At 69.6% G+C, this 18,403-nt stretch carries 20 protein-coding genes and 1 tRNA gene; 8 read left to right on the forward strand and 13 right to left on the reverse strand.

Translation table 11 applies throughout. The features are described 5' to 3' along the window. The 10 genes from AC1RRW_RS03600 to kdpF all read right to left on the reverse strand — a co-directional run bounded on the left by AC1RRW_RS03600 (position 1) and on the right by kdpF (position 11,175). Positions 1–522, reverse strand: coding sequence for a DUF934 domain-containing protein (locus AC1RRW_RS03600; RefSeq protein ID WP_492899164.1), 522 nt, complete (start codon positions 520–522; stop codon positions 1–3). Continuing rightward, the gene (locus AC1RRW_RS03605; protein WP_492899165.1) at positions 509–2,179 is read right to left on the reverse strand and encodes a nitrite/sulfite reductase; all 1,671 of its coding nucleotides are present in this window, start codon (positions 2,177–2,179) and stop codon (positions 509–511) included. Before AC1RRW_RS03605 ends, AC1RRW_RS03600 begins: the two co-directional genes overlap by 14 nt. Beyond that, positions 2,179–2,535, reverse strand: a complete 357-nt coding sequence (locus AC1RRW_RS03610; protein WP_492899166.1) for a DUF2849 domain-containing protein — start codon at positions 2,533–2,535, stop codon at positions 2,179–2,181. Before AC1RRW_RS03610 ends, AC1RRW_RS03605 begins: the two co-directional genes overlap by 1 nt. Then, complete coding sequence (locus AC1RRW_RS03615) at positions 2,535–2,849, reverse strand: 2Fe-2S iron-sulfur cluster-binding protein (RefSeq protein ID WP_492899167.1); 315 nt, start codon at positions 2,847–2,849, stop codon at positions 2,535–2,537. The genes AC1RRW_RS03610 and AC1RRW_RS03615 overlap by 1 nt, the downstream gene beginning before the upstream one ends. Before the next feature lie 180 nt (positions 2,850–3,029). Then, a complete protein-coding gene (locus AC1RRW_RS03620; RefSeq protein ID WP_492899168.1) occupies positions 3,030–3,725 on the reverse strand; it encodes a response regulator in 696 nt (231 codons plus the stop codon). After that, the gene (locus AC1RRW_RS03625; RefSeq protein ID WP_492899169.1) at positions 3,722–6,445 is read right to left on the reverse strand and encodes a DUF4118 domain-containing protein; all 2,724 of its coding nucleotides are present in this window, start codon (positions 6,443–6,445) and stop codon (positions 3,722–3,724) included. Before AC1RRW_RS03625 ends, AC1RRW_RS03620 begins: the two co-directional genes overlap by 4 nt. Positions 6,446–6,629: 184 nt before the next feature. After that, positions 6,630–7,226: a potassium-transporting ATPase subunit KdpC gene (gene kdpC / locus AC1RRW_RS03630; protein ID WP_492899170.1), complete on the reverse strand. Its 597-nt coding sequence runs from the start codon at positions 7,224–7,226 to the stop codon at positions 6,630–6,632. A 48-nt stretch (positions 7,227–7,274) separates the two neighbouring features. Further along, positions 7,275–9,329: a potassium-transporting ATPase subunit KdpB gene (gene kdpB / locus AC1RRW_RS03635; RefSeq protein WP_492899171.1), complete on the reverse strand. Its 2,055-nt coding sequence runs from the start codon at positions 9,327–9,329 to the stop codon at positions 7,275–7,277. 22 nt (positions 9,330–9,351) lie between these two features. After that, a complete protein-coding gene (kdpA, locus tag AC1RRW_RS03640; RefSeq protein ID WP_492899172.1) occupies positions 9,352–11,061 on the reverse strand; it encodes a potassium-transporting ATPase subunit KdpA in 1,710 nt (569 codons plus the stop codon). Between the two features lie 27 nt (positions 11,062–11,088). Continuing rightward, on the reverse strand, positions 11,089–11,175 hold the full coding sequence (gene kdpF, locus AC1RRW_RS03645; RefSeq protein ID WP_492899396.1) for a K(+)-transporting ATPase subunit F: 87 nt from the start codon (positions 11,173–11,175) through the stop codon (positions 11,089–11,091). 267 nt (positions 11,176–11,442) lie between these two features. Here kdpF and AC1RRW_RS03650 point away from each other — a divergent pair. The 6 genes from AC1RRW_RS03650 (at position 11,443) to AC1RRW_RS03675 (ending at position 14,309) form a co-directional block, all read left to right on the forward strand. Further along, positions 11,443–11,532, forward strand: a tRNA-Ser gene (locus AC1RRW_RS03650). A 185-nt stretch (positions 11,533–11,717) separates the two neighbouring features. Then, a complete protein-coding gene (locus AC1RRW_RS03655; RefSeq protein ID WP_492899397.1) occupies positions 11,718–11,948 on the forward strand; it encodes a YdeI/OmpD-associated family protein in 231 nt (76 codons plus the stop codon). A 101-nt stretch (positions 11,949–12,049) separates the two neighbouring features. Continuing rightward, entirely contained in the window at positions 12,050–12,388 is a 339-nt protein-coding gene (locus tag AC1RRW_RS03660) for a GlsB/YeaQ/YmgE family stress response membrane protein (protein WP_492899173.1), read from the forward strand. Between the two features lie 53 nt (positions 12,389–12,441). Further along, the gene (locus tag AC1RRW_RS03665) at positions 12,442–12,720 is read left to right on the forward strand and encodes a GlsB/YeaQ/YmgE family stress response membrane protein (RefSeq protein ID WP_492899174.1); all 279 of its coding nucleotides are present in this window, start codon (positions 12,442–12,444) and stop codon (positions 12,718–12,720) included. A gap of 101 nt (positions 12,721–12,821) precedes the next feature. Then, positions 12,822–13,814, forward strand: a complete 993-nt coding sequence (gene lipA / locus AC1RRW_RS03670) for a lipoyl synthase (protein WP_492899175.1) — start codon at positions 12,822–12,824, stop codon at positions 13,812–13,814. Between the two features lie 15 nt (positions 13,815–13,829). Continuing rightward, on the forward strand, positions 13,830–14,309 hold the full coding sequence (locus AC1RRW_RS03675) for a type II toxin-antitoxin system RatA family toxin (protein WP_492899176.1): 480 nt from the start codon (positions 13,830–13,832) through the stop codon (positions 14,307–14,309). A 4-nt stretch (positions 14,310–14,313) separates the two neighbouring features. Here AC1RRW_RS03675 and AC1RRW_RS03680 read toward each other — a convergent pair whose 3' ends face one another. From AC1RRW_RS03680 to AC1RRW_RS03690, 3 genes are read right to left on the reverse strand one after another with little or no spacing between them, the layout of a single operon-like run. Continuing rightward, entirely contained in the window at positions 14,314–14,808 is a 495-nt protein-coding gene (locus tag AC1RRW_RS03680; RefSeq protein ID WP_492899177.1) for a CinA family protein, read from the reverse strand. Between the two features lie 5 nt (positions 14,809–14,813). Next, positions 14,814–16,001: a bifunctional 2-C-methyl-D-erythritol 4-phosphate cytidylyltransferase/2-C-methyl-D-erythritol 2,4-cyclodiphosphate synthase gene (locus AC1RRW_RS03685; protein ID WP_492899178.1), complete on the reverse strand. Its 1,188-nt coding sequence runs from the start codon at positions 15,999–16,001 to the stop codon at positions 14,814–14,816. Beyond that, a complete protein-coding gene (locus tag AC1RRW_RS03690; protein WP_492899404.1) occupies positions 15,998–16,321 on the reverse strand; it encodes a hypothetical protein in 324 nt (107 codons plus the stop codon). The genes AC1RRW_RS03685 and AC1RRW_RS03690 overlap by 4 nt, the downstream gene beginning before the upstream one ends. Between AC1RRW_RS03690 and dusB the strand changes: the two genes are divergently transcribed. Together dusB and AC1RRW_RS03700 are read left to right on the forward strand one after the other, a co-directional pair. Continuing rightward, positions 16,245–17,237, forward strand: coding sequence for a tRNA dihydrouridine synthase DusB (dusB, locus tag AC1RRW_RS03695; RefSeq protein WP_492899179.1), 993 nt, complete (start codon positions 16,245–16,247; stop codon positions 17,235–17,237). The two genes, AC1RRW_RS03690 and dusB, sit on opposite strands and share 77 nt — an antisense overlap. A 17-nt stretch (positions 17,238–17,254) precedes the next feature. Beyond that, entirely contained in the window at positions 17,255–18,397 is a 1,143-nt protein-coding gene (locus AC1RRW_RS03700) for a two-component system sensor histidine kinase NtrB (protein ID WP_492899180.1), read from the forward strand. Positions 18,398–18,403: the final 6 nt, after the last annotated feature.

Raw genomic sequence — 18,403 nt, forward strand, 5'->3', positions numbered from 1 at the left:
TCAGGACGCCGCCGCGAGGCTGGCCCCGCGCGCCGCGCGGCGCTGGTCCAGGATGTTGCGGCTGTCGCCATAGCCGCGCTGATAGCCATGGCTGATCAGGTCGCGCGCCCTGAGCCATTGCTCGACCGGCTGGCGCGCCGCATTCGCCTCGGGCAGCTCGATCTCGTCGAAACCGCACGACAGCGCGTAAGTGAACTGGTCGGCGATCAGCGGCCCGACGGCGCGCAGGGTCCCGGTGAAGCCGTGGTTGCGGATATGCTTGGCGAGGCTGAAGCCGCGCCCGTCCGAATAGGCCGGGAAGGAGATCGCCACGAGCGAGAGCTGGCGCAGCACGAGTTTCAGCTCGGCGATCCGCACCGTGTTGGGCACGATCACGCCGATGCGCTGGTCGCGCGTCTTCCGCGGCAGGGCCTCGACGAGCGCTTCCCATGGCACGAGCGCCTGCGAGAGGTTGCCGATCGACGGCCCCTCGCTGCGCGTCCAGGCGTCGATCTTGATCCCGTTCCGGTCAAGCAACGGCATGGGCTGCCTCCTGGAAGGCGGATTTGAAAGGGCTGAGTCCGATGCGGCGGACATTGTCGATGAAGCTCTCGCCCTCGACCCGCTCGGCGAGGTAGACGCCGACGATGCGCTCGATCGCGTCCGGCACATCCCCGGCCGCGAGGCCCGGCCCGAGGATCTCGCCGATCGCGGCGTTCTCGGTGGCGTCGCCGCCGAGCGTGATCTGGTAGGATTCGATGCCGCGCTTCTCCAGCCCCAGAATGCCGATATGGCCGACATGGTGGTGGCCGCAGGCGTTGATGCAGCCCGAGATCTTGATGTTGAGCGTGCCGATCTCGGCCTCGCGCCCGGCCTCGGCGAAGCGGCTCTGGATCGCCCGCGCGATCGGGATCGAGCGCGCCGTCGCCAGCGCGCAGTAGTCGAGGCCGGGGCAGGCGATGATGTCGGTGATCAGGCCGACATTGGCGCTCGCGAGGCCGGCCTCGCCGAGCCGCTGCCAGATCGCGATCAGGTCGCGCCGGCGGACATAGGGCAGGACGAGGTTCTGCGCATGGGTGACGCGGATCTCGGAGTGCGAGAATTCGTCCGCCAGATCGGCGACGAGCCGCATCTGGTCGGAGGTCGCGTCGCCCGGCGCCTGGCCGATCGGCTTCAGCGAGATCGTCAGCGCGGTGTAGCCCGGCGCCTTGTGCGGCGTGGTGTTGACCTCGACCCAGCGCGCGAAGACCGGGTTCGCGGCCTTCATCGCCTCGAGCGCGCGGCTGGTCTCGGGCAGCGCCTCGTAGGCCGGCGGGGCGAAATAGGCGGCGATGCGCGCGACCTCGGCCGGGTCGGCGTTGACCGAGGGGCCGTCGAGCCGCGCGAACTCCTCCTCGACGCGGCGGGTGAATTCCTCCGCGCCGATCTCGTGGACAAGGATCTTGACCCTGGCCTTGTACTTGTTGTCGCGCCGGCCTTCCAGATTATAGACCCGCATGATCGCTTCCAGATAGGCGAGCAGGTCGGCCCTGGGCAGATGGTCGCGCACGACCTTGCCGATCATCGGCGTCCGTCCCAGCCCGCCGCCGACGCTGACCTCGTAGCCGACAGCGCCCGTATCCGGGTGGCGGCGCAGGCGCAGGCCGATATCGTGCGCCCTGATCACGGCGCGGTCGTGCTCGGCCCCGGTCACCGCGATCTTGAACTTGCGCGGCAGATAGCTGAATTCGGGATGGAGCGACGACCATTGCCTGATCAGTTCGGCGGTCGGGCGCGGATCCTCGATCTCGTCCTGCGCGACGCCGGCGAAATGGTCGGCCGTGACGTTGCGGATGCAGTTTCCGGATGTCTGGATGGCGTGCATCTCGACATCGGCGAGCAGGTCGAGGATGGCGGGGATGTCGCGCAGCTTCGGCCAGTTGAACTGCAGGTTCTGCCGCGTGGTGAAATGGCCGTAGCCGCGGTCGTAGCGCTCGCCGATCAGCGCGAGCTGGCGCAGCTGCGTCGAGGACAGCGTGCCGTAAGGGATCGCGATCCGCAGCATGTAGGCATGGAGCTGCAGATAGACGCCGTTCTTGAGCCTGAGCGGCTTGAACTCGTCCTCGGTCAGCGAGCCGTCGAGCCGGCGCGCGACCTGGTCGCGGAACTGGCCGACCCGTTCGCGCACGAGGCGCTCGTCGAATTCGTCGTAGCGATACATCAGGCCTGTCCCCGATTCGCGATCCCGTCGCCGGCCTGCTTGCCGAGATCGGGGCGGTTGCTGGGGCCGAGCGTCTTGAAGCGCTCGCGGAAATGGCGCGGCACGGGCTTGCCGGACAGGATCTCGACATCGACGAGATAGGCGTCGACGACGCGGTTGCCGGCGAGTTCGGCCGCCGCGAAGGCCTCCAGGCCCGTTGCCGCCTCGTCGGCGGCGGCGACCAGCGCCAGCGCCGGATCGCGCGTCCAGACGATCGCACCTCGCGCATCCGCGCGGGCGAAGACGACATCGCCGTCGAGCAGGTCGTTGGCGAGCAGGATCGCCGGCAAGGGCGGGCGCTTGGGAGCGGCGGCCATCACGCAGCCTCCGCCAACGTCAGCGTCAGGCCGTCGAGCTCGTCCGACCAGATGATCTGGCAGGACAGGCGCGAGGTCGGCTCGATCAGCGGCAGCGTGTCGAGCGCATCGAGCTCGTCATCGCGCGGCTCGGGCAGGCGGTCGGCCCAGTCCGGCGCCACCACGACATGGCAGGTGGCGCAATCGCAGGAGCCGCCGCAGACGCCCTCGATTCCGACCTTGTAGTCGCGCAGCAGCTCCATCACCCGCCAGCCTTCGACGGCTTCCAGCCGGTGCGGATGTCCGTTGCGGTCGATGACGTTGAGAAATGCCACGCGCTGCCGATCCCGTTCGTTCTGTCGAAAGTTTCAAATAAGCCAGCGGGCGGGTCGGTTCAATTCACAGCAGGTAGCGGGATTTTCTGTATTTCCGACTCGAAAGAGGAGATTTGTCCTCGCCGATGTGGCCGGCGGACGCCGCCGGAGCAGATTGTGCCTTGCAGGCGCTGCGGCCGGTCACGCCGGCCCGCCCAGCCGGTAACCCACCCCCGGCTCGGTCTCGATCAGCTTCGGCGACGCCGGGTCGTCCTCGAGCTTCTGCCGCAGTTGCCCGACGAAGACGCGCAGATACTGCACGTCGTGCTCATGCGCCGGACCCCAGACGGCGGTCAGGATCTGGCGGTGGGTCAGCACCCGCCCGTTGCCGCCGGCGAGCGAGGCGAGCAGATCGTATTCCTTCGGCGACAGCCTGACATGGACGCCGTCGCGGCTGACGCGGCGGTTGACGAGGTCGATCTCGACATTGCCCGAGCGGATCACGGCCTCGGCGCCGTGACGCTCGATCTTGTGGCGCAGCGCGACGCGCAGCCGCGCCAGCAACTCGCCGACGCCGAAGGGCTTCTCGACATAGTCGTCGGCGCCGGCGTCGAGCGCGTCGATCTTCTCGGTCTCGCGGTCGCGGGCGGAAAGGATGATCACCGGCCCGTCATAGAAGGCGCGCGCCCTGGCCAGCGCCTCCTTGCCGTCCATGTCGGGCAGGCCGAGATCGAGCACAACGGCGTCGGGCGGCTTGCGCGCGATCTCGCGCAGGCCGCCGGCGGCGTCGTCGGCGCGGACATGCTCGTAGCCGGCCGCGTCAAGCGCCGGGCCGAGGAAGCGGTGGATCTGCGGCTCGTCGTCGATGACGAGGATTCGCGGGCGGAACGCGGTCACTTCGGGCTCTCCGGTTCGTTCTCCGGCGCGACGCCTTCCTTGCGCAGGCTGATCAGGATGCGGGTGCCGCCGGCGCCGTCTGGCCTGATCGGACTTGCGGCGGCGATGCGCCCGCCCATGGCCTCGACGAAACCCTTGGCGATGGCAAGCCCGAGGCCTGCGCCCTTGCCGCGCTCGCCGCCGCGATCGGTCGCCTCTTCCATGCGGCGGAACTTCTCGAAGACGCGCTCGAGCTCGGCCGTCGGAATGCCGCGCCCCTCGTCCTCGATCGAGATCACGACATTGCCGCGGTCCTCATAGGCCGCCGTCTCGATCGTCGAACCGTCCTCGCCATAGGCGATGGCGTTCTCCAGGATGTTGACCAGCGCCTGTTCGAGCAGGGTCGGGTCGGCGCGCACGCTCGACAGCGAGGCCGGAAAATCGCGCAAAATGCGGCGCTTGCCCTGCCGGCGCGAGACGCGGGCGATCGCGGCGGCGATGACGTCGCGGACATCGGTCCAGTCGCGCCGCGTCACCAGCGCGCCGCCCTCCAGCCGCGTCATGTCGAGCAGGTCGCCGACATAGCGATTCAGGCGCTCGGCCTCCTCGCGGATCGAAAGCAGCAGATCGTCGGCGACGGCGGGCTCGACGCTCTTGCCAAAGTCGATCAGCGTCGTCACCGAGCCGAGCACGGTGGCGAGCGGCGTGCGCAGATCGTGGCTGACCGAGTTCAGCAGCGCCGAACGCAGGCGGTCGCTGCGCTGCAGCGCCTCGGCGTCGATCGCCGCCTGCGCGAGTTCGGCCCGTTCCAGCGCGATCGCCCCCTGGTCGAGCAGCGCCATGGCGAAGCGCTCGTCCTCCGCGCCCTGCAGCGCCTTGGGCTCGAAGCCGACGACGCCCGAGCGCACCCGCACGCCCTGCAGCGGCCGGAAGGTCCAGGCGACGTTCGGCAGCGTGCCGGTGCCGGCGCCCGCCGGCTCGCCGCGCGTCCAGGCCCAGCGCGCGGCCGTCATGTCCGCGGTCGTGAGAACCTCCAACACGGGCGCGCCGGCGGCGGGCGCGATCTCGTCGCCCTGCGGCAGCAGCACGATGATCTTGCCCGAGGTGGCGGCCGAGAGCTGCTCGGCCAGCACGTTCGCCGCGTCCTCCTTGCGCGCGGCGGCCGACAGCCGGCGGCTCGCCGCCAGCAGCGCCGTGATCGCCGAGGCGCGCCTCGCCGTGGCGCGCGCCTGGTCGCGGATGCGGCCGGTCAGGCCGCCGGTCGCGACCGCCGCGACGAAGAAGACGAGGAAGGTCAGCACATCGGCCGGGTGGCCGATCCAGAAGGTCAGGCGCGGCTCGAGGAAGAAGAAGTTGTAGGCGAAGGCGGCGAGCGCAGCCGCCGACAGCGCCGGCCAGAGGCCGAAGGCGACGCCCGCGCCGAGCACGCCGACCAGGAACAGCATGGCGAGGTTGACGTTCTCGGTCTGCCGGTCGACCAGGGCGGCCAAGCCCACCGCGATCGCGACCATCGCCGCCGCCCCGAGATGGCCGCGCCAGGCGAAGACCCGGCTCGGCGCGGCGGCCGACGGTTCGGCGGGGCCGGCGGCGACATCGGTGATGACGTGCAGCGCCGCGCCGTTCTGGGCCTTCAGCAGCGCGGGAGCGAGCGATTTGTGGAACCAGGCGCGCCAGCCCCTGCGATGTGACTTGCCGACGACGATCTGGGTGACGTTGTTGCGCCGCGCATAATCCAGCACGCTGGAGACGAGATCGTCGCCGGTCAGCACGACGTTAACCGCGCCGAGCTGCTCGGCGAGCTTCAGCGCCTCGGCCAGCCTCTGCCCGCGTTTGACGTCGCCTTCGGCCCGGTTCGGCCGCTCGACATGCGCGACCAGCCAGGGCGCATCCATCATCATGTCCGACAGCCTGCGCCCGGCCCGCACCAGCGACCGCGCCATCGCGTCGGGTCCGATCAGCACCAGGATGCGCTCGCCCGCCGCCCATGGTCCCTCGACCCCGGCGCGCTTCATCGCCTGGCTGAGCTGGTCGTCGACGGTCTGCGCGGCGCGGCGCAGCGCGAGCTCGCGCAGCGCCGTCAGGTTCTCGGGCTTGAAGAAGTTGTCGGCCGCGAGCCGCGCCGTCTCGGGCAGATAGACCTTGCCCTCGGCCATGCGCTGGCGCAGTTCGGTCGGGGTGATGTCGATCAGTTCGATCTCGTCGGCGCGGCTGAGCACGCTGTCGGGCACCGTCTCGCGCTGGCGCACGCCGGTGATCCTCCAGATCACGTCGACGAGGCTCTCCAGATGCTGGACGTTGAGCGTCGTCCAGACGTCGATCCCGGCCGCCAGCAACTCGTCGATGTCCTGCCAGCGCTTGGGATGGCGGCTGCCATGGGCGTTGGAGTGGGCGTATTCGTCGACCAGCAGCAGGCGCGGCTTGCAGGCCAGCGCCGCATCGAGGTCGAACTCCATCAGCATGCGGCCGTTATGCTCGATCGGCCGGCGCGCCATCACCTCCAGCCCGTCGAGCAGGGCCTCGGTCTCGCGCCGGCCATGGGTCTCGACGAGCCCGACCAGCACCTCGCCATGCTCTTCCTGCGCGCGCCGGCCTTGCGTCAGCATCTCGTAGGTCTTGCCGACGCCCGGCGCCATGCCGAGAAAGATCTTGAGCCGGCCGCGTTTTCCGCGGCCGGCCTGCGCCAGAAGCGCGTCGGGATCGGGGCGACCCTGCTCCCGGAATCGGGTCTCGTCGGCGTTCACGTCTCCCTCCCCCCGCTTGCGGCGGGGAGGGCCGGGGCGGGGAGGAGAGTCCAGGCCGTCGCCCCGCGACCGGCGAATGGGCTCGTCCTGCACGCCCCTCCATCCCTGACCCTTCCCCGCCGCGAGCGGAAGGAGGGGAACAGGGCGGCGCATCGGCGAGCGCGGGTCGAGTGTCTCACGGTCATCAGGGCTCAGCTTGGGCCTTCGGGTAGCGCGCGTCGAGGGCGAGGTTGGCGGTCAGCACGTTGACGCGCGGCCGGCCGATGAAGCCGAGGAGATAGCCTTCCGTGTTCTGCGCCAAGATCCCGGCCACCTGCGCCGGCTGGACGCCGCGCGCCCTGGCGACGCGCTCGACCTGCCGTGCCGCGTTCTCCGGCGAGATATGCGGGTCGAGCCCCGAGGCCGAGGCCTGCACGACGTCGACCGGGATCGGCGCATTGCCGTCGGCGGCGCGGCTGGCCTCCGCATCCGTCTTGATGCGGCTGGCGAGATCCTCGTTCAGGGGCCCGAGATTGGAGCCGGAGGACGAGGAGGCGTCGTAGCCGTCCTTGCCGGCGGCCGAGGGCCGCGAGCGCAGATAGGCCTCGCCGGTGAAGCTCTGTCCGATCAGGGCGGAGCCGACGACCTCGCCCGCGCCGTTGCGGATCAGCGAGCCGCCGGCCTCGGCCGGAAACAGCGCCTGCGACACGGCCGTGACGCCGAGCGGATAGGCGACGCCGAGCAGGAGGGTGAACAGCGCCATCGAGACGAGGGCGGGGCGGAGGTTTGAGGCGAGGGTCATGGTTCTGGGCCTATGTGGCGGTGTGGTTTGCCGTCATCGAGGAGAGAGTCAGGCGAGCTTCAGCGCGACGACGATCACGTCGATCAGCTTGATGCCGGCGAAGGGCGCGATCAGCCCGCCGACGCCGTAGATGGCGAGGTTGCGCGAGAGCAGCCTGGCCGCGCCGATGGCGCGATAGCGCACGCCGCGCAGCGCCAGCGGGATCAGCGCGACGATGACCAGCGCGTTGAAGATCACGGCCGAGAGGATCGCGCTTTGCGGGCTGCCGAGCGCCATCACGTTCAGACCGCCGAGCTCCGGCAGCGAACCGACGAACAGGGCTGGAATGATGGCGAAGTATTTCGCCACGTCGTTGGCGATCGAGAAGGTCGTCAGCGCCCCGCGCGTGATCAGGAGCTGTTTGCCGACCTCGACGATCTCCAGGACCTTGGTCGGGTCGGAATCGAGGTCGACCATGTTGCCGGCCTCGCGCGCGGCCTGCGCTCCGGTCTGCATGGCGACGCCGACATCGGCCTGCGCGAGGGCAGGGGCGTCGTTGGCGCCGTCGCCGCACATCGCGACCAGCCGGCCCTTGCCCTGCTCGGCGCGGATGATGCGCAGCTTGTCCTCGGGCGTCGCCTCGGCGAGGAAATCGTCGACGCCGGCTTCCGACGCGATCGCGGCGGCCGTCACCGGATTGTCGCCTGTGATCATCACGGTGCGCACGCCCATGCGTCGCAGATCCGCGAAACGCGCCTTGACGCCCGGCTTGACCACGTCCTTGAGGTGGATGATGCCGACCAGAGCGCCGTTCTCGCTGACGGCGAGCGGCGTGCCGCCCGAGCGCGCGACCTTGTCGACGGCCTGCCGCATCCCGGCCGGCACCTGCGACTCCGAGAGATCGAGCGTCTTCAGCACGGCCTCGACCGCGCCCTTGCGCCAGCTCCTGCCCTCGGCGTCGAGGCCCGACTGCCGCGTCGTCGCGGTGAAGGGGATCGGCGTCGCGCCGGCCGGGGCCTGCGCCGTGACGCCCTGGTTGCGCGCGAGCTCGACGATCGAGCGGCCTTCCGGCGTCTCGTCGGCGAGCGAAGCCATCAGCGCGGCGCGCAAGGCCGCATCCGGCCGCACGCCCGGAGCCGGGACGACCTCGACCGCCATGCGGTTGCCGAAGGTGATCGTGCCGGTCTTGTCGAGCAGCAGCGTATCGACGTCGCCGGCGGCTTCCACCGCGCGGCCCGAGGTCGCGAGCACGTTGACCTTGAGCAGACGGTCCATGCCGGCGATGCCGACGGCGCTGAGCAGGCCGCCGATCGTGGTCGGGATCAGCGTTACGAACAGCGCGCCGAGCACCATCGGGTCGAGCGTGACGCCCGAGAACGCGCCAAGGCCGGTCAGCGTCACGACCGCGATCAGGAAGATCAGCGTCAGCCCGGCCAGCAGCACGGCGAGCGCGAGCTCGTTCGGCGTCTTGCGGCGGTCCGCCCCTTCCACCATCGCGATCATGCGGTCGAGAAAGGACGAACCCGGCTGCGAGGTGACCTTCACCTTGATCCAGTCGGAGACGACGGTGGTGCCGCCGGTGACGGCCGAGCGATCGCCGCCGCTCTCGCGGATGACGGGCGCGGACTCGCCGGTGATCGCGGCCTCGTTGACCGAGGCGACGCCCTCGATGATCTCGCCGTCGGCGGGGATGACGTCGCCGGCCTCGACCAGCACGATGTCGCCGACGCCGAGTTCGTGCGCCGGCGTCGGGATCATCGCATTGCGCGAGGCGTCGATGATCAGCCTGGCCTTGGTGGTCACGCGGGTGGCGCGCAGCGAATCGGCCGCCGCCTTGCCGCGCCCCTCGGCGATGGCCTCGGCGAAATTGGCGAAGAGCACGGTCAGCCAGAGCCAGATCGCGATCTGGACCGGGAACAGGGCCGGCTGGCCCGACGCGATCGCGACGATGGCGGAGACCGTGGCGAGCGCCGCGACCACCTCGGTCGCGAGGATGACCGGATTGCCGGCGAGCGCGCGCGGGTCGAGCTTGGTCAGGGCGCGCTTCAGGGCGGTCAGGATGACGCCCTGGTCGAAGGCGCCTGATTTGGCGAAAGGCTCTGGTTTCGGAACGGACACGGACATGGAACGAATTTCCTTTGTCGGCTCAGCGTGAGGCCGCAAGCAGCTGGAAATGCTCGACGATCGGCCCCAGGGCGAGCGCGGGGAAGAACTGCAGGCCGCCCAGGATCAGGATGATGCCGATCAGCAGGCCGACGAAGAGCGGGCTGTCCGAGGGCAAAGTGCCCGCGGTCGGGCTGAGCTTGGGCTTCGCGGCGATCGCGCCGGCGATGGCGAGCACTGGCACGGCATAGGCGAAGCGGCCGAGCAGCATCGCGATGCCGAGCGTCGTGTTCCACCACGGCGCGTTGGCGGTCAGGCCCGCATAGGCCGAGCCGTTGTTGCCGGCGGCCGAGGAGTAGGCATAGAGGATCTCGGTCAGCCCGCGCGGCCCCTTGTTGAGCAGACCCTCCAGCGCCACCGGCAGCACGGCGGCGACGCCGGAGAAGCCGAGGATGGCGAGCGGCAGGATCAGCACCGCCAGCATCGCGAACTTGATCTCGCGGGCCTCGACCTTCTTGCCGAGATATTCCGGCGTGCGCCCGACCATCAGGCCCGCGACGAAGACGGCGAGCAGCGCCATCACCACGATGCCGTAGAGCCCCGAGCCGACGCCGCCCGGCAGGATCTCGCCGAGCTGGATCATGAACAGCGCCATGCCGCCGCCGAGCGGCATGAACGAGCCATGCATGGCGTTGACCGAGCCGTTCGAGGCGCCGGTGGTCTGCGCCGCCCAGAGCGCGCTGGCCGCCGGGCCGAAGCGGACTTCCTTGCCTTCCATGTTGGAACTAGGATTGGCGATGCCCGCAGCCGTCAGCGCCGGCTGCGGCGTCAAGGTCTCGGAGGAGTAGATCACGGCCGCCGCGACGCCGACCAGGATGACCATGGCCGCTAGCAGGGCGCGCGCCTCGCGGCGGGCGCCGGCGACGCGGCCGAAGGCGACGACCGTCCCGAAAGCGAGCGCGTTCAGCGAGACGACCTCGATCAGATTGGTCAGAGGGTTGGGGTTCTCGAAGGGATGGGCCGAGTTGGCGTTGAAGATGCCGCCGCCATTGGTGCCCCACTGCTTGATCGCCTCCTGCGAGGCGATCGGGGCCAGCGCGATCACCTGCCTGGCGCCTTCCGGCGTCGAAGCCTCGACATTGGCGAGCAGCGTCTGCGGCACGCCGGCCGCGACCAGCGCGATCGCGGTGACGATCGAGAGCGGCAACAGGACGTAGAGGATGACGCGCGTCACATCGACCCAGAAATTGCCCAGCGTCTCGCCGCGATCGGCGGCGAAGGCTCGCGCGATGGCGGCCGCCACCGCGAGCCCCGCGCCGGCCGAGACGAAGTTCTGCACGGTCAAGCCGGCCATCTGGCTGAGATGGCTCATCGTCGCCTCGCCGCCATAGGACTGCCAGTTCGTGTTGGTGACGAAGCTGACCGCCGTGTTGAAGGCGAGATGCGGCGACAGGCCGTCGAAACCCTGCGGGTTCAGCGGCAGCAGGTTCTGGAAGCGCAGCTGCAGATAGAGCAGCACGAAGCCGGCCGCGCTGAAGGCGAGCAGGGCCCCGGCATAGCCGAGCCAGGTCTGGCCCTGCTTCGGATCGACCCCGAAGGCGGCGTAGGCCAGCCGCTCGACCGGGCGCAGCGCCGGATCGAGCCAGGTGCGCTCGCCGGCCCAGACGCGGCACATGAACAGTCCCAGCGGCCATCCGATGGCCACCGTCAGCGCGATCGTGAAGACGATCTCGGCCCAGCCCCGCCAATCCATCGCGAGGTCTCCTTTACGAATGCGAGGTCAGAATCGGTCGGGGCGCAGCAGCGCGGCGACCATGTAGACCGCGAGCCCGAGGGCCGCGGCCGCGTAGAGCCAGCTCAGCGCCATGGTCTTCAGGCCTTGCGCAGGAGCGACGCATAGACGCCGAGGAGCGCGAACGCCCCTGCGCCGAGCGCGAGATAAAGGATGTCGGCCATGAGCCCAGAACTCCGGTCAGATTGAACCGGAGAGATGGCGTCGCCTTCCCTCAAGGGTCGAGCGGGAAGGGCGGGGCGGGGCATAAGGGCTGCGTAAAGATCGGCCCGGCCCGGCATGAGGATGCGCAGGTTTCGCCTTGCCAAACCGGCTTCACGGCGGCATTGACAGGCGCGATCCGGAAGGGTGGCCGAGTGGTTTAAGGCAGCGGTCTTGAAAACCGCCGTGGGTGAAAGCCCACCGTGGGTTCGAATCCCACCCCTTCCGCCAACACGCTACCGACTGTCTTTGATATCCCGATTCCGACGGACGGCACGATCTGCGGCAGATGCGCCCTATTGAACCCGGTGTTCGGACCGCATGGCCGGGAGGTCTTGTCGTGAACGCTTTTTCCCATGGCGCCGTGCATGAGGCGGCCGACGATTTCCGGGCGGCGGTCGGATCCAAACGTGCTCATGCTGTGGGAAAGCCTGACGCCGCTCGGTCGAAACGAGTTCATCTGCTGGGTCGAGGACGCGAAACAGGCTTCGACGCGCCGGCGTCGTATCGAGCGGACCTGCGAGGACGTGCTGGAGGGGAAGAAGCGGCCCTGCTGCTGGGCAGGCTGCATCCAGCGCGCCGACAAGCCGCCGAGCCGATGGCGGCAGGCCGTGCTGATCGACCGGAAGCGAAAGAACGGCGCGTAGACCGGCGTGCCGGCGAATGCCGCCGTTCCGCCGTTTCGGAAAGGCGCCGGTTCGCTTCGCTCCGGTCTGGCTTTCTCCGCGGCGATCCACATATTCGCGCCATGGACACGCGCCGCCGCAAGCCCGGACAGACCGACCGGATCATTCCCGACGACAAGGTCGAGATCCTGCCGCCCGGAGGCGGGCTCGCGCTCGACTGGCGCAGGCTCGTTCCGACGATCGCGCTCGGCACGGCGACCGGCTTCGCGGCCAGCCTGGTCGTCGGCGGCGGCGGGCTCCTGCGCCATGCCGTCGTCGGCGTGCTCGGCATGCTGGTCGGGCAGGGCATCGTCAGGCTGACCGGCTGGCGCGTGCGCACCGGCTCCGCGCTGCTCGACGAGTCGGCGATGGCGGTGCTGGGCGCGATCCTCGTCGTGCTGCTGGCGCGCTTCATCGCCTGAGCTCCGCCTGTTTTTGCCGCGGCGCACCACGCGCCTTATGGGGGACTACCCGCATGCAGAGTTTCGCCGCCACCATGGCCCAGCCGGGCTACGGCTTCTTCGCCACCATCCTGATCGGCATTCTGGCCGGCTGGATCGCCGAACGCCTGACCTCGTCCGACCACGGCCTGTTCACCAACATGCTGGTCGGCGTCGCCGGCTCCTTCATCGGCAGCCGCGTCGCCGAGCTGATGGACATCCCGATCTTCGGCTTCTGGCGCACGCTGGCGGCGGCGATCGCCGGCGCGGTCGTCGTCATCGTCATCTGGAACGCGGCGCGGGGCCGCAACTGACGCGGTTGTCTTCGCCGCATGCGGTTGCTCTGCGCCGCCTGGACGATTAGCTAGGAGCCTGGGCGGCGGCCTTGCGGGCCGCCGCGATGGACTTAGGTGCCATGGCTCTCGTTCTCGACCTGCTCAACCGCGATCCGCGCCCGAATATCGGCAATCCGAGGGCCGATTCCGGCGAGCTGCGCCATCCCGAGAAGCAGAAGCGACCCGAGAACCCGATCCTGCGCAAGCCGGACTGGATCAGGGTCAAGGCGCCCGGCTCGCCGAAATGGGCCGAGACCAGGGAGATCGTGAAGGCGAACAAGCTGGTCACCGTCTGCGAGGAGGCGGGCTGCCCCAATATCGGCGAGTGCTGGGAGAAGAAGCACGCCACCTTCATGATCATGGGCGACACCTGCACGCGGGCCTGCGCCTTCTGCAACGTCAGGACCGGCGTGCCCGAGGCGCTCGACGCCGAGGAGCCGCGCAAGGTCGCCGAGGCCGTCGCCAAGCTCGGGCTGGAGCATGTCGTCATCACCTCGGTCGATCGCGACGATCTCAAGGACGGCGGCGCCGGGCATTTCGCGCAGGTCATCCGCGCCATCCGGGCTGCCTCGCCCGGCACCACGATCGAGATCCTGACGCCGGACTTCCTGCGCAAGCCCGGCGCGCTGGAGGTCGTGGTCGCGGCCAAGCCCGACGTGTTCAACCACAATCTCGAGACGGTGCCGGGCAAATACCTGACGGTCCGGCCCGGGGCGCGCTATTTCCACTCGCTGCGGCTGCTGCAGCGGGTCAAGGAGCTCGATCCGGCGATCTTCACCAAGTCCGGCATCATGGTCGGCCTCGGCGAGGAGCGGAACGAGGTGCTCCAGCTCATGGACGATCTCCGCTCGGCCGATGTCGATTTCATCACCATCGGCCAGTATCTCGCGCCCTCGCGCAAGCACCATGCGGTGATCCGCTTCGTCACGCCCGACGAGTTCAGGGGTTTCGAGGCGATCGCCTATGTGAAGGGTTTTTTGATGGTGTCCTCGACGCCGCTGACGCGCTCATCGCACCATGCCGGCGAGGACTTCGCCAAGCTGCGCGCGGCCCGCGCCGCCAGACCCGGCTGAGGGCGCGCACGTCCGATGCCGATGTTCAACTCCGCGCGGCGCGTGCGGCACTCGCCCGAGCAGATGTTCGCGCTCGTCGCCGATATCGAGCAGTACCCGCAGTTCCTGCCGCTCTGCGAGGGGCTCAACGTGCGCCGGCGCACCCCGCGCGAGGGCGGCGGCGAGGTGCTGATGGCCGATATGAGCGTCGGCTACAAGGCGATCCGCGAGACCTTCACCAGCCGGGTGACGCTCGATCCCGCGAATCTCAAGATTCTGGTCGAATATGTCGACGGGCCCTTCCGCCATCTCGAAAACCGCTGGAGCTTCAAGCCGCACGAGGTCGGCTGCGAGGTCGGCTTCTTCATTTCCTACGAATTCGCCAGCCGCATGCTCGGCCTGCTGATGGGCGCGATGTTCGACAAGGCCTTCCGCAAATTCTCCGAGGCCTTCGAGCGCCGGGCCGATCTGGTCTATGGGGAGGGCGGGGCGCCACTGCCGGCGACGGGCGGCTGAACGTTCAACCGGACCGAGCCGCCTCGGCCAGCATCTCCAGCGCGACCAGCACCGAACGCCGCCTGATCTCGTCGCGCGAGAGCGGGCCGAAGCGCTCTTCGCGATGGGCCGTTCCGGCCGGCGAGGCGCAGGCGAAATGCACCAGCCCCACCGGCTTCCCGGGGCTGCCGCCGCCCGGACCGGCGACGCCGGTGATCGCGACCGTCAGGCTCGCCGACAATCGCGCCCGGCCGCCCTGCGCCATGGCGCGCGCGACCGGCTCGCTGACGGCGCCATGCGCGGCGACCAGCGGCGAGGGCACGCCGGCCAGCGCGCTCTTGGCGGCGTTGGAATAGGTCACCAATCCGCCGACAACGACATCCGACGAGCCCGGGATCGCGGTCAGCGCGCCCGAAACCAGACCGCCGGTGCAGGATTCGACCGTGGCGACCGTCAGGTTCCGCGCCCTGCAGGCTTCCAGCACGGCGACGGCGCATGCGGCGATCTCGGCGTCGAACATCGGCCTCAGTCCTCGTCGGGCAGGCGGATCGTCGCGGTCGCGAGCGCCGCCAGTCCCTCGCCGCGGCCGGTGAAACCCATGCGCTCCGAGGTCGTCGCCTTGATCGCGACGCGCGACACGGCAACCCCGGCGATGCGGGCGATCTCGGCGCGGATCGCCTCGCGATGCGGCCCGATGCGCGGCGTCTCGCAGACCACGGTGATGTCGAGATGGTCGATGCGGCCGCCGCGCTCGGCGACGCGCCCGGCCGCGAAGGCGAGGAAGCGCCCGGAGGCGGCATTGCGCCATTGCGGGTCGCTAGGCGGGAAATGCGTGCCGATGTCGCCCTCGGCCAGCGCGCCCAGCAGCGCGTCGGTCAGGGCATGCAGCGCGACGTCTCCATCGGAATGGGCGACGACGCCGCGCTCGTGAGGTATGCGGACGCCGCCGAGCGAGACATGATCGCCGGGCCCGAAGGCATGCACGTCGTAGCCGGTGCCGACGCGGACGGTCAGCGCCGCCGCATCGAGCCCGGCCAAGTCTTCGGGATGGGTCAGTTTCAAATTGCCCGCCTCCCCGGCAAAGGTCGCGACCGGATGCCCGGCCCATTCCATCAGCGCGGCGTCGTCGGTGAAGCCGCCAAGTCCTTGCGCATGGGCGCTCTCATGGGCGGCCAGCAGCGCTCCGAGATCGAAGGCCTGCGGCGTCTGCACGCGGACGAGGCGGTGTCGCGGCGGAGTTTCCGCGATGCGGCCGGACCCGTCGAGGCGCTTGATCGTGTCGGTCACGGCCAGGGCCGGAATGGCGGCGATCTCGCCATGCATGGCGCCGATCGCCCGGTCGATCAGCGCGGTCGAGACGAAGGGGCGCGCGGCGTCGTGAACGAGCACGGTGCCGACGAAACCGTTTGCCGCAAGTGCGCGCAGGCCGAGCCGCACCGACTGCTGGCGGGTCTCGCCGCCGAAGACGGGCGCATGCAGTGGCGCGGCGTCTTCACCGGCGACGCTTTGGGCATAGCGCGCCTCGTCGCCCTCGGCGATCACCACGACGATCCGCCCGATCCGCCGCTCCGCCGCGAAAGGCGTCAGCGCATGGGCAAGAACTGGCCGGCCGCGCAGCAGCCTGTACTGCTTCGGCACCTCGCCCCCGGCGCGCAGGCCACGGCCGGCGGCGACCAGCAGGGCCGCAACAGTGGCATGGTTTTCGGGTGTCACGTTCGGCCGCGCCCATGGTCGTCCAGATTCTTCGCTGATAATCGCAGGACGCGCAAAGTCCAAGCGGCATGAACCCGCGGTTTGGCCCGGCGGGACGGGTGCGGCGCGGGTGCGGCGATGACGCACTGCAATATCAGCCCGCGCCCCTTGCGCTCGCGCAGCGATGTCCAATAAATATGCACAATGGAAATTGCCTCTAATTCAGGCGCAACTTTAGCGAGCGCCGGGCGCGAAGCGTCGGGCATGCCTTCGATCGGCCGCCATGTCCTGGCGTCGCGGGCGTTCCTCGCGCCGATGTCGGGCGTGACCGACATCGTCATGCGCCGGATCGCGGCCCGCCATGGCGCCGGCCTCGTCGTCTCCGAAATGGTCGCGTCCGACGAATTCGTGCGCGGCAGCGAGGAATACCGCATCCGCGCCGAGGGCGAGGGCATTCATCCCCATGTCGTGCAGCTTGCCGGCTGCGATCCGCGCTGGCTCGGCGAAGCGGCGAAGCTGGCCGAGGCCAACGGCGCCGCGATCGTCGACATCAACATGGGCTGCCCGGCCAAGAAGGTCACGGGCGGCTGGGCCGGCTCGGCGCTGATGCGCGATCCCGACCACGCGCTCGCGCTCGTCGAGGCGGCCGTGAAGGCTGTGTCCGTGCCGGTGACCGTCAAGATGCGGCTGGGCTGGGACGACGCCTCGCGCAACGCGCCCGAACTCGCGCGCCGCGCTGTGGCGTCCGGCGCCGCAATGATCACGGTTCACGGCCGCACGCGGCAGCAATTCTACAAGGGCACGGCGGACTGGCGCGCCATCGCCGCCGTCCGGAAGCAGGGCGCGTTCCCGCTCGTCGCCAATGGCGACATCCACGACCTCGACGACGCCGAAACCTGTCTCGCCCGATCGGGGGCCGATTTCGTCATGGTCGGTCGCGCGGCGCTCGGGCGACCCTGGCTCGCCGGCGAGATCGGGGCGGGGCTTTCCGGCCGGACGCCGCCCCGGCTGTCGATCGCGCGGAAGCATGCGATCGCGCGCGAGCACTACGAGGGGCTGCTGAGCCTGATGGGCGTCGCCCATGGCGTGCGCCATGCCCGCAAGCACCTTGCGGCCTATGCCGACGAGGCGCTCGCCAGCGGCCGCGCCGCCGATGCCGGGCTGCGGCGAACCCTCCTGACATCCGCCGAGCCGGCCGCCGTTCTGGCCGCGCTCGACGGTCTTTACACGCGTGAGCGCGGCCGCGTCGCGGCCTGAAACGAGGGATGTTGCGTATGGCGATGGCGTTCATCGACGCTGGCGGAGCAAGTGGGGAGGGCTTCCTGGTCGACTCGCTCGAAATCCAGGCCCTCAACGTGCTGCCGATGCCGGTCCTGGTCGTCGGCGAGGAGCACGGCGTGCTCTATGCCAATACCGCGGCCGAGGATTTCTTCCAGGCGAGCGCCGTCGTCCTGAAGCGGCAGCGCATCGACGACCTGATCGCCTTCGGCTCGCCGGTGCTGGCGCTGGTCGACGAGGTCAGGCGGCGCGGCGCGAGCGTCAGCGAATACCGGCTCGACCTCGGCTCGCCGCGCCTCGGCATGGATCGTGTCGTCGATGTTTTCGCCTCTCCCTTGCCGAGCCAGGGCGATGTCGTCGTGCTTATGCTTCAAGAACGGACAATTGCTGAAAAAATGGACAGACAGCTGACCCATCGCGGGGCAGCGCGCTCGATCACGGCGCTCGGCGCCATGCTCGCCCATGAGATCAAGAACCCGCTCTCCGGCATCCGCGGGGCGGCGCAGCTGCTCGAAGCCTCGGCGCCGGACGGCGACCGGGTCCTGACCCAGCTGATCTGCGACGAGACGGACCGGATCGTGAAGCTCGTCGAGCGGGTCGAGCTCTTCGGCGACGAACGCCCGAGCGAGCGCGACGCGGTCAATGTCCACGACGTTCTCGACCATGTGAAGCGCCTCGCCCAGTCGGGCTTCGCGCGCCACATCCGCTTCAACGAGATCTACGATCCCTCGCTTCCGCCGGTCGCCGGCAACCGCGACCAGCTGGTCCAGGTGCTGCTGAACCTGGTGAAGAACGCGGCCGAAGCCATTGGCACACAAGCGATCGACGGCGAGATCAGCCTGACCACCGCCTACCGCCCCGGCATCCGGATGCAGCTCGCCGGCTCGCCCGGCCGCATCGCCCTGCCGCTCGAGATCGGCATCCGCGACAACGGGGCAGGCGTGCCGTCCGACCTGCTGCCGCATCTGTTCGATCCGTTCGTGACGACCAAGGCGCAAGGCAGTGGCCTTGGACTTGCACTCGTCGCCAAGGTGATCGGCGACCATGGCGGGATCGTCGAATGCGAATCCGTCCCCCGCCGGACGACTTTCAGAATTCTGCTGCCGCTGCACCAGCCGCGCGTCCGGCAGACGGTTTAGGGCTAC

The organism is Allobosea sp. GW821-FHT12C12 (assembly GCF_058807355.1).

Coding starts and splice junctions, on each gene's coding strand:
- AC1RRW_RS03690 (WP_492899404.1), bottom strand. CDS start 16,321: ATGACGATGTCGGTCACGCCCGACATCGGCGCGAGGAACGCCCGCGAC.
- AC1RRW_RS03700 (WP_492899180.1), top strand. CDS start 17,255: ATGGCGATGGCGTTCATCGACGCTGGCGGAGCAAGTGGGGAGGGCTTC.
- kdpF (WP_492899396.1), bottom strand. CDS start 11,175: ATGGCGCTGAGCTGGCTCTACGCGGCCGCGGCCCTCGGGCTCGCGGTC.
- lipA (WP_492899175.1), top strand. CDS start 12,822: ATGGCTCTCGTTCTCGACCTGCTCAACCGCGATCCGCGCCCGAATATC.
- dusB (WP_492899179.1), top strand. CDS start 16,245: ATGCCTTCGATCGGCCGCCATGTCCTGGCGTCGCGGGCGTTCCTCGCG.
- AC1RRW_RS03675 (WP_492899176.1), top strand. CDS start 13,830: ATGCCGATGTTCAACTCCGCGCGGCGCGTGCGGCACTCGCCCGAGCAG.
- AC1RRW_RS03605 (WP_492899165.1), bottom strand. CDS start 2,179: ATGTATCGCTACGACGAATTCGACGAGCGCCTCGTGCGCGAACGGGTC.
- AC1RRW_RS03610 (WP_492899166.1), bottom strand. CDS start 2,535: ATGGCCGCCGCTCCCAAGCGCCCGCCCTTGCCGGCGATCCTGCTCGCC.
- kdpA (WP_492899172.1), bottom strand. CDS start 11,061: ATGGATTGGCGGGGCTGGGCCGAGATCGTCTTCACGATCGCGCTGACG.
- AC1RRW_RS03600 (WP_492899164.1), bottom strand. CDS start 522: ATGCCGTTGCTTGACCGGAACGGGATCAAGATCGACGCCTGGACGCGC.
- kdpC (WP_492899170.1), bottom strand. CDS start 7,226: ATGACCCTCGCCTCAAACCTCCGCCCCGCCCTCGTCTCGATGGCGCTG.
- AC1RRW_RS03660 (WP_492899173.1), top strand. CDS start 12,050: ATGGACACGCGCCGCCGCAAGCCCGGACAGACCGACCGGATCATTCCC.
- AC1RRW_RS03665 (WP_492899174.1), top strand. CDS start 12,442: ATGCAGAGTTTCGCCGCCACCATGGCCCAGCCGGGCTACGGCTTCTTC.
- AC1RRW_RS03655 (WP_492899397.1), top strand. CDS start 11,718: ATGCTGTGGGAAAGCCTGACGCCGCTCGGTCGAAACGAGTTCATCTGC.
- kdpB (WP_492899171.1), bottom strand. CDS start 9,329: ATGTCCGTGTCCGTTCCGAAACCAGAGCCTTTCGCCAAATCAGGCGCC.
- AC1RRW_RS03680 (WP_492899177.1), bottom strand. CDS start 14,808: ATGTTCGACGCCGAGATCGCCGCATGCGCCGTCGCCGTGCTGGAAGCC.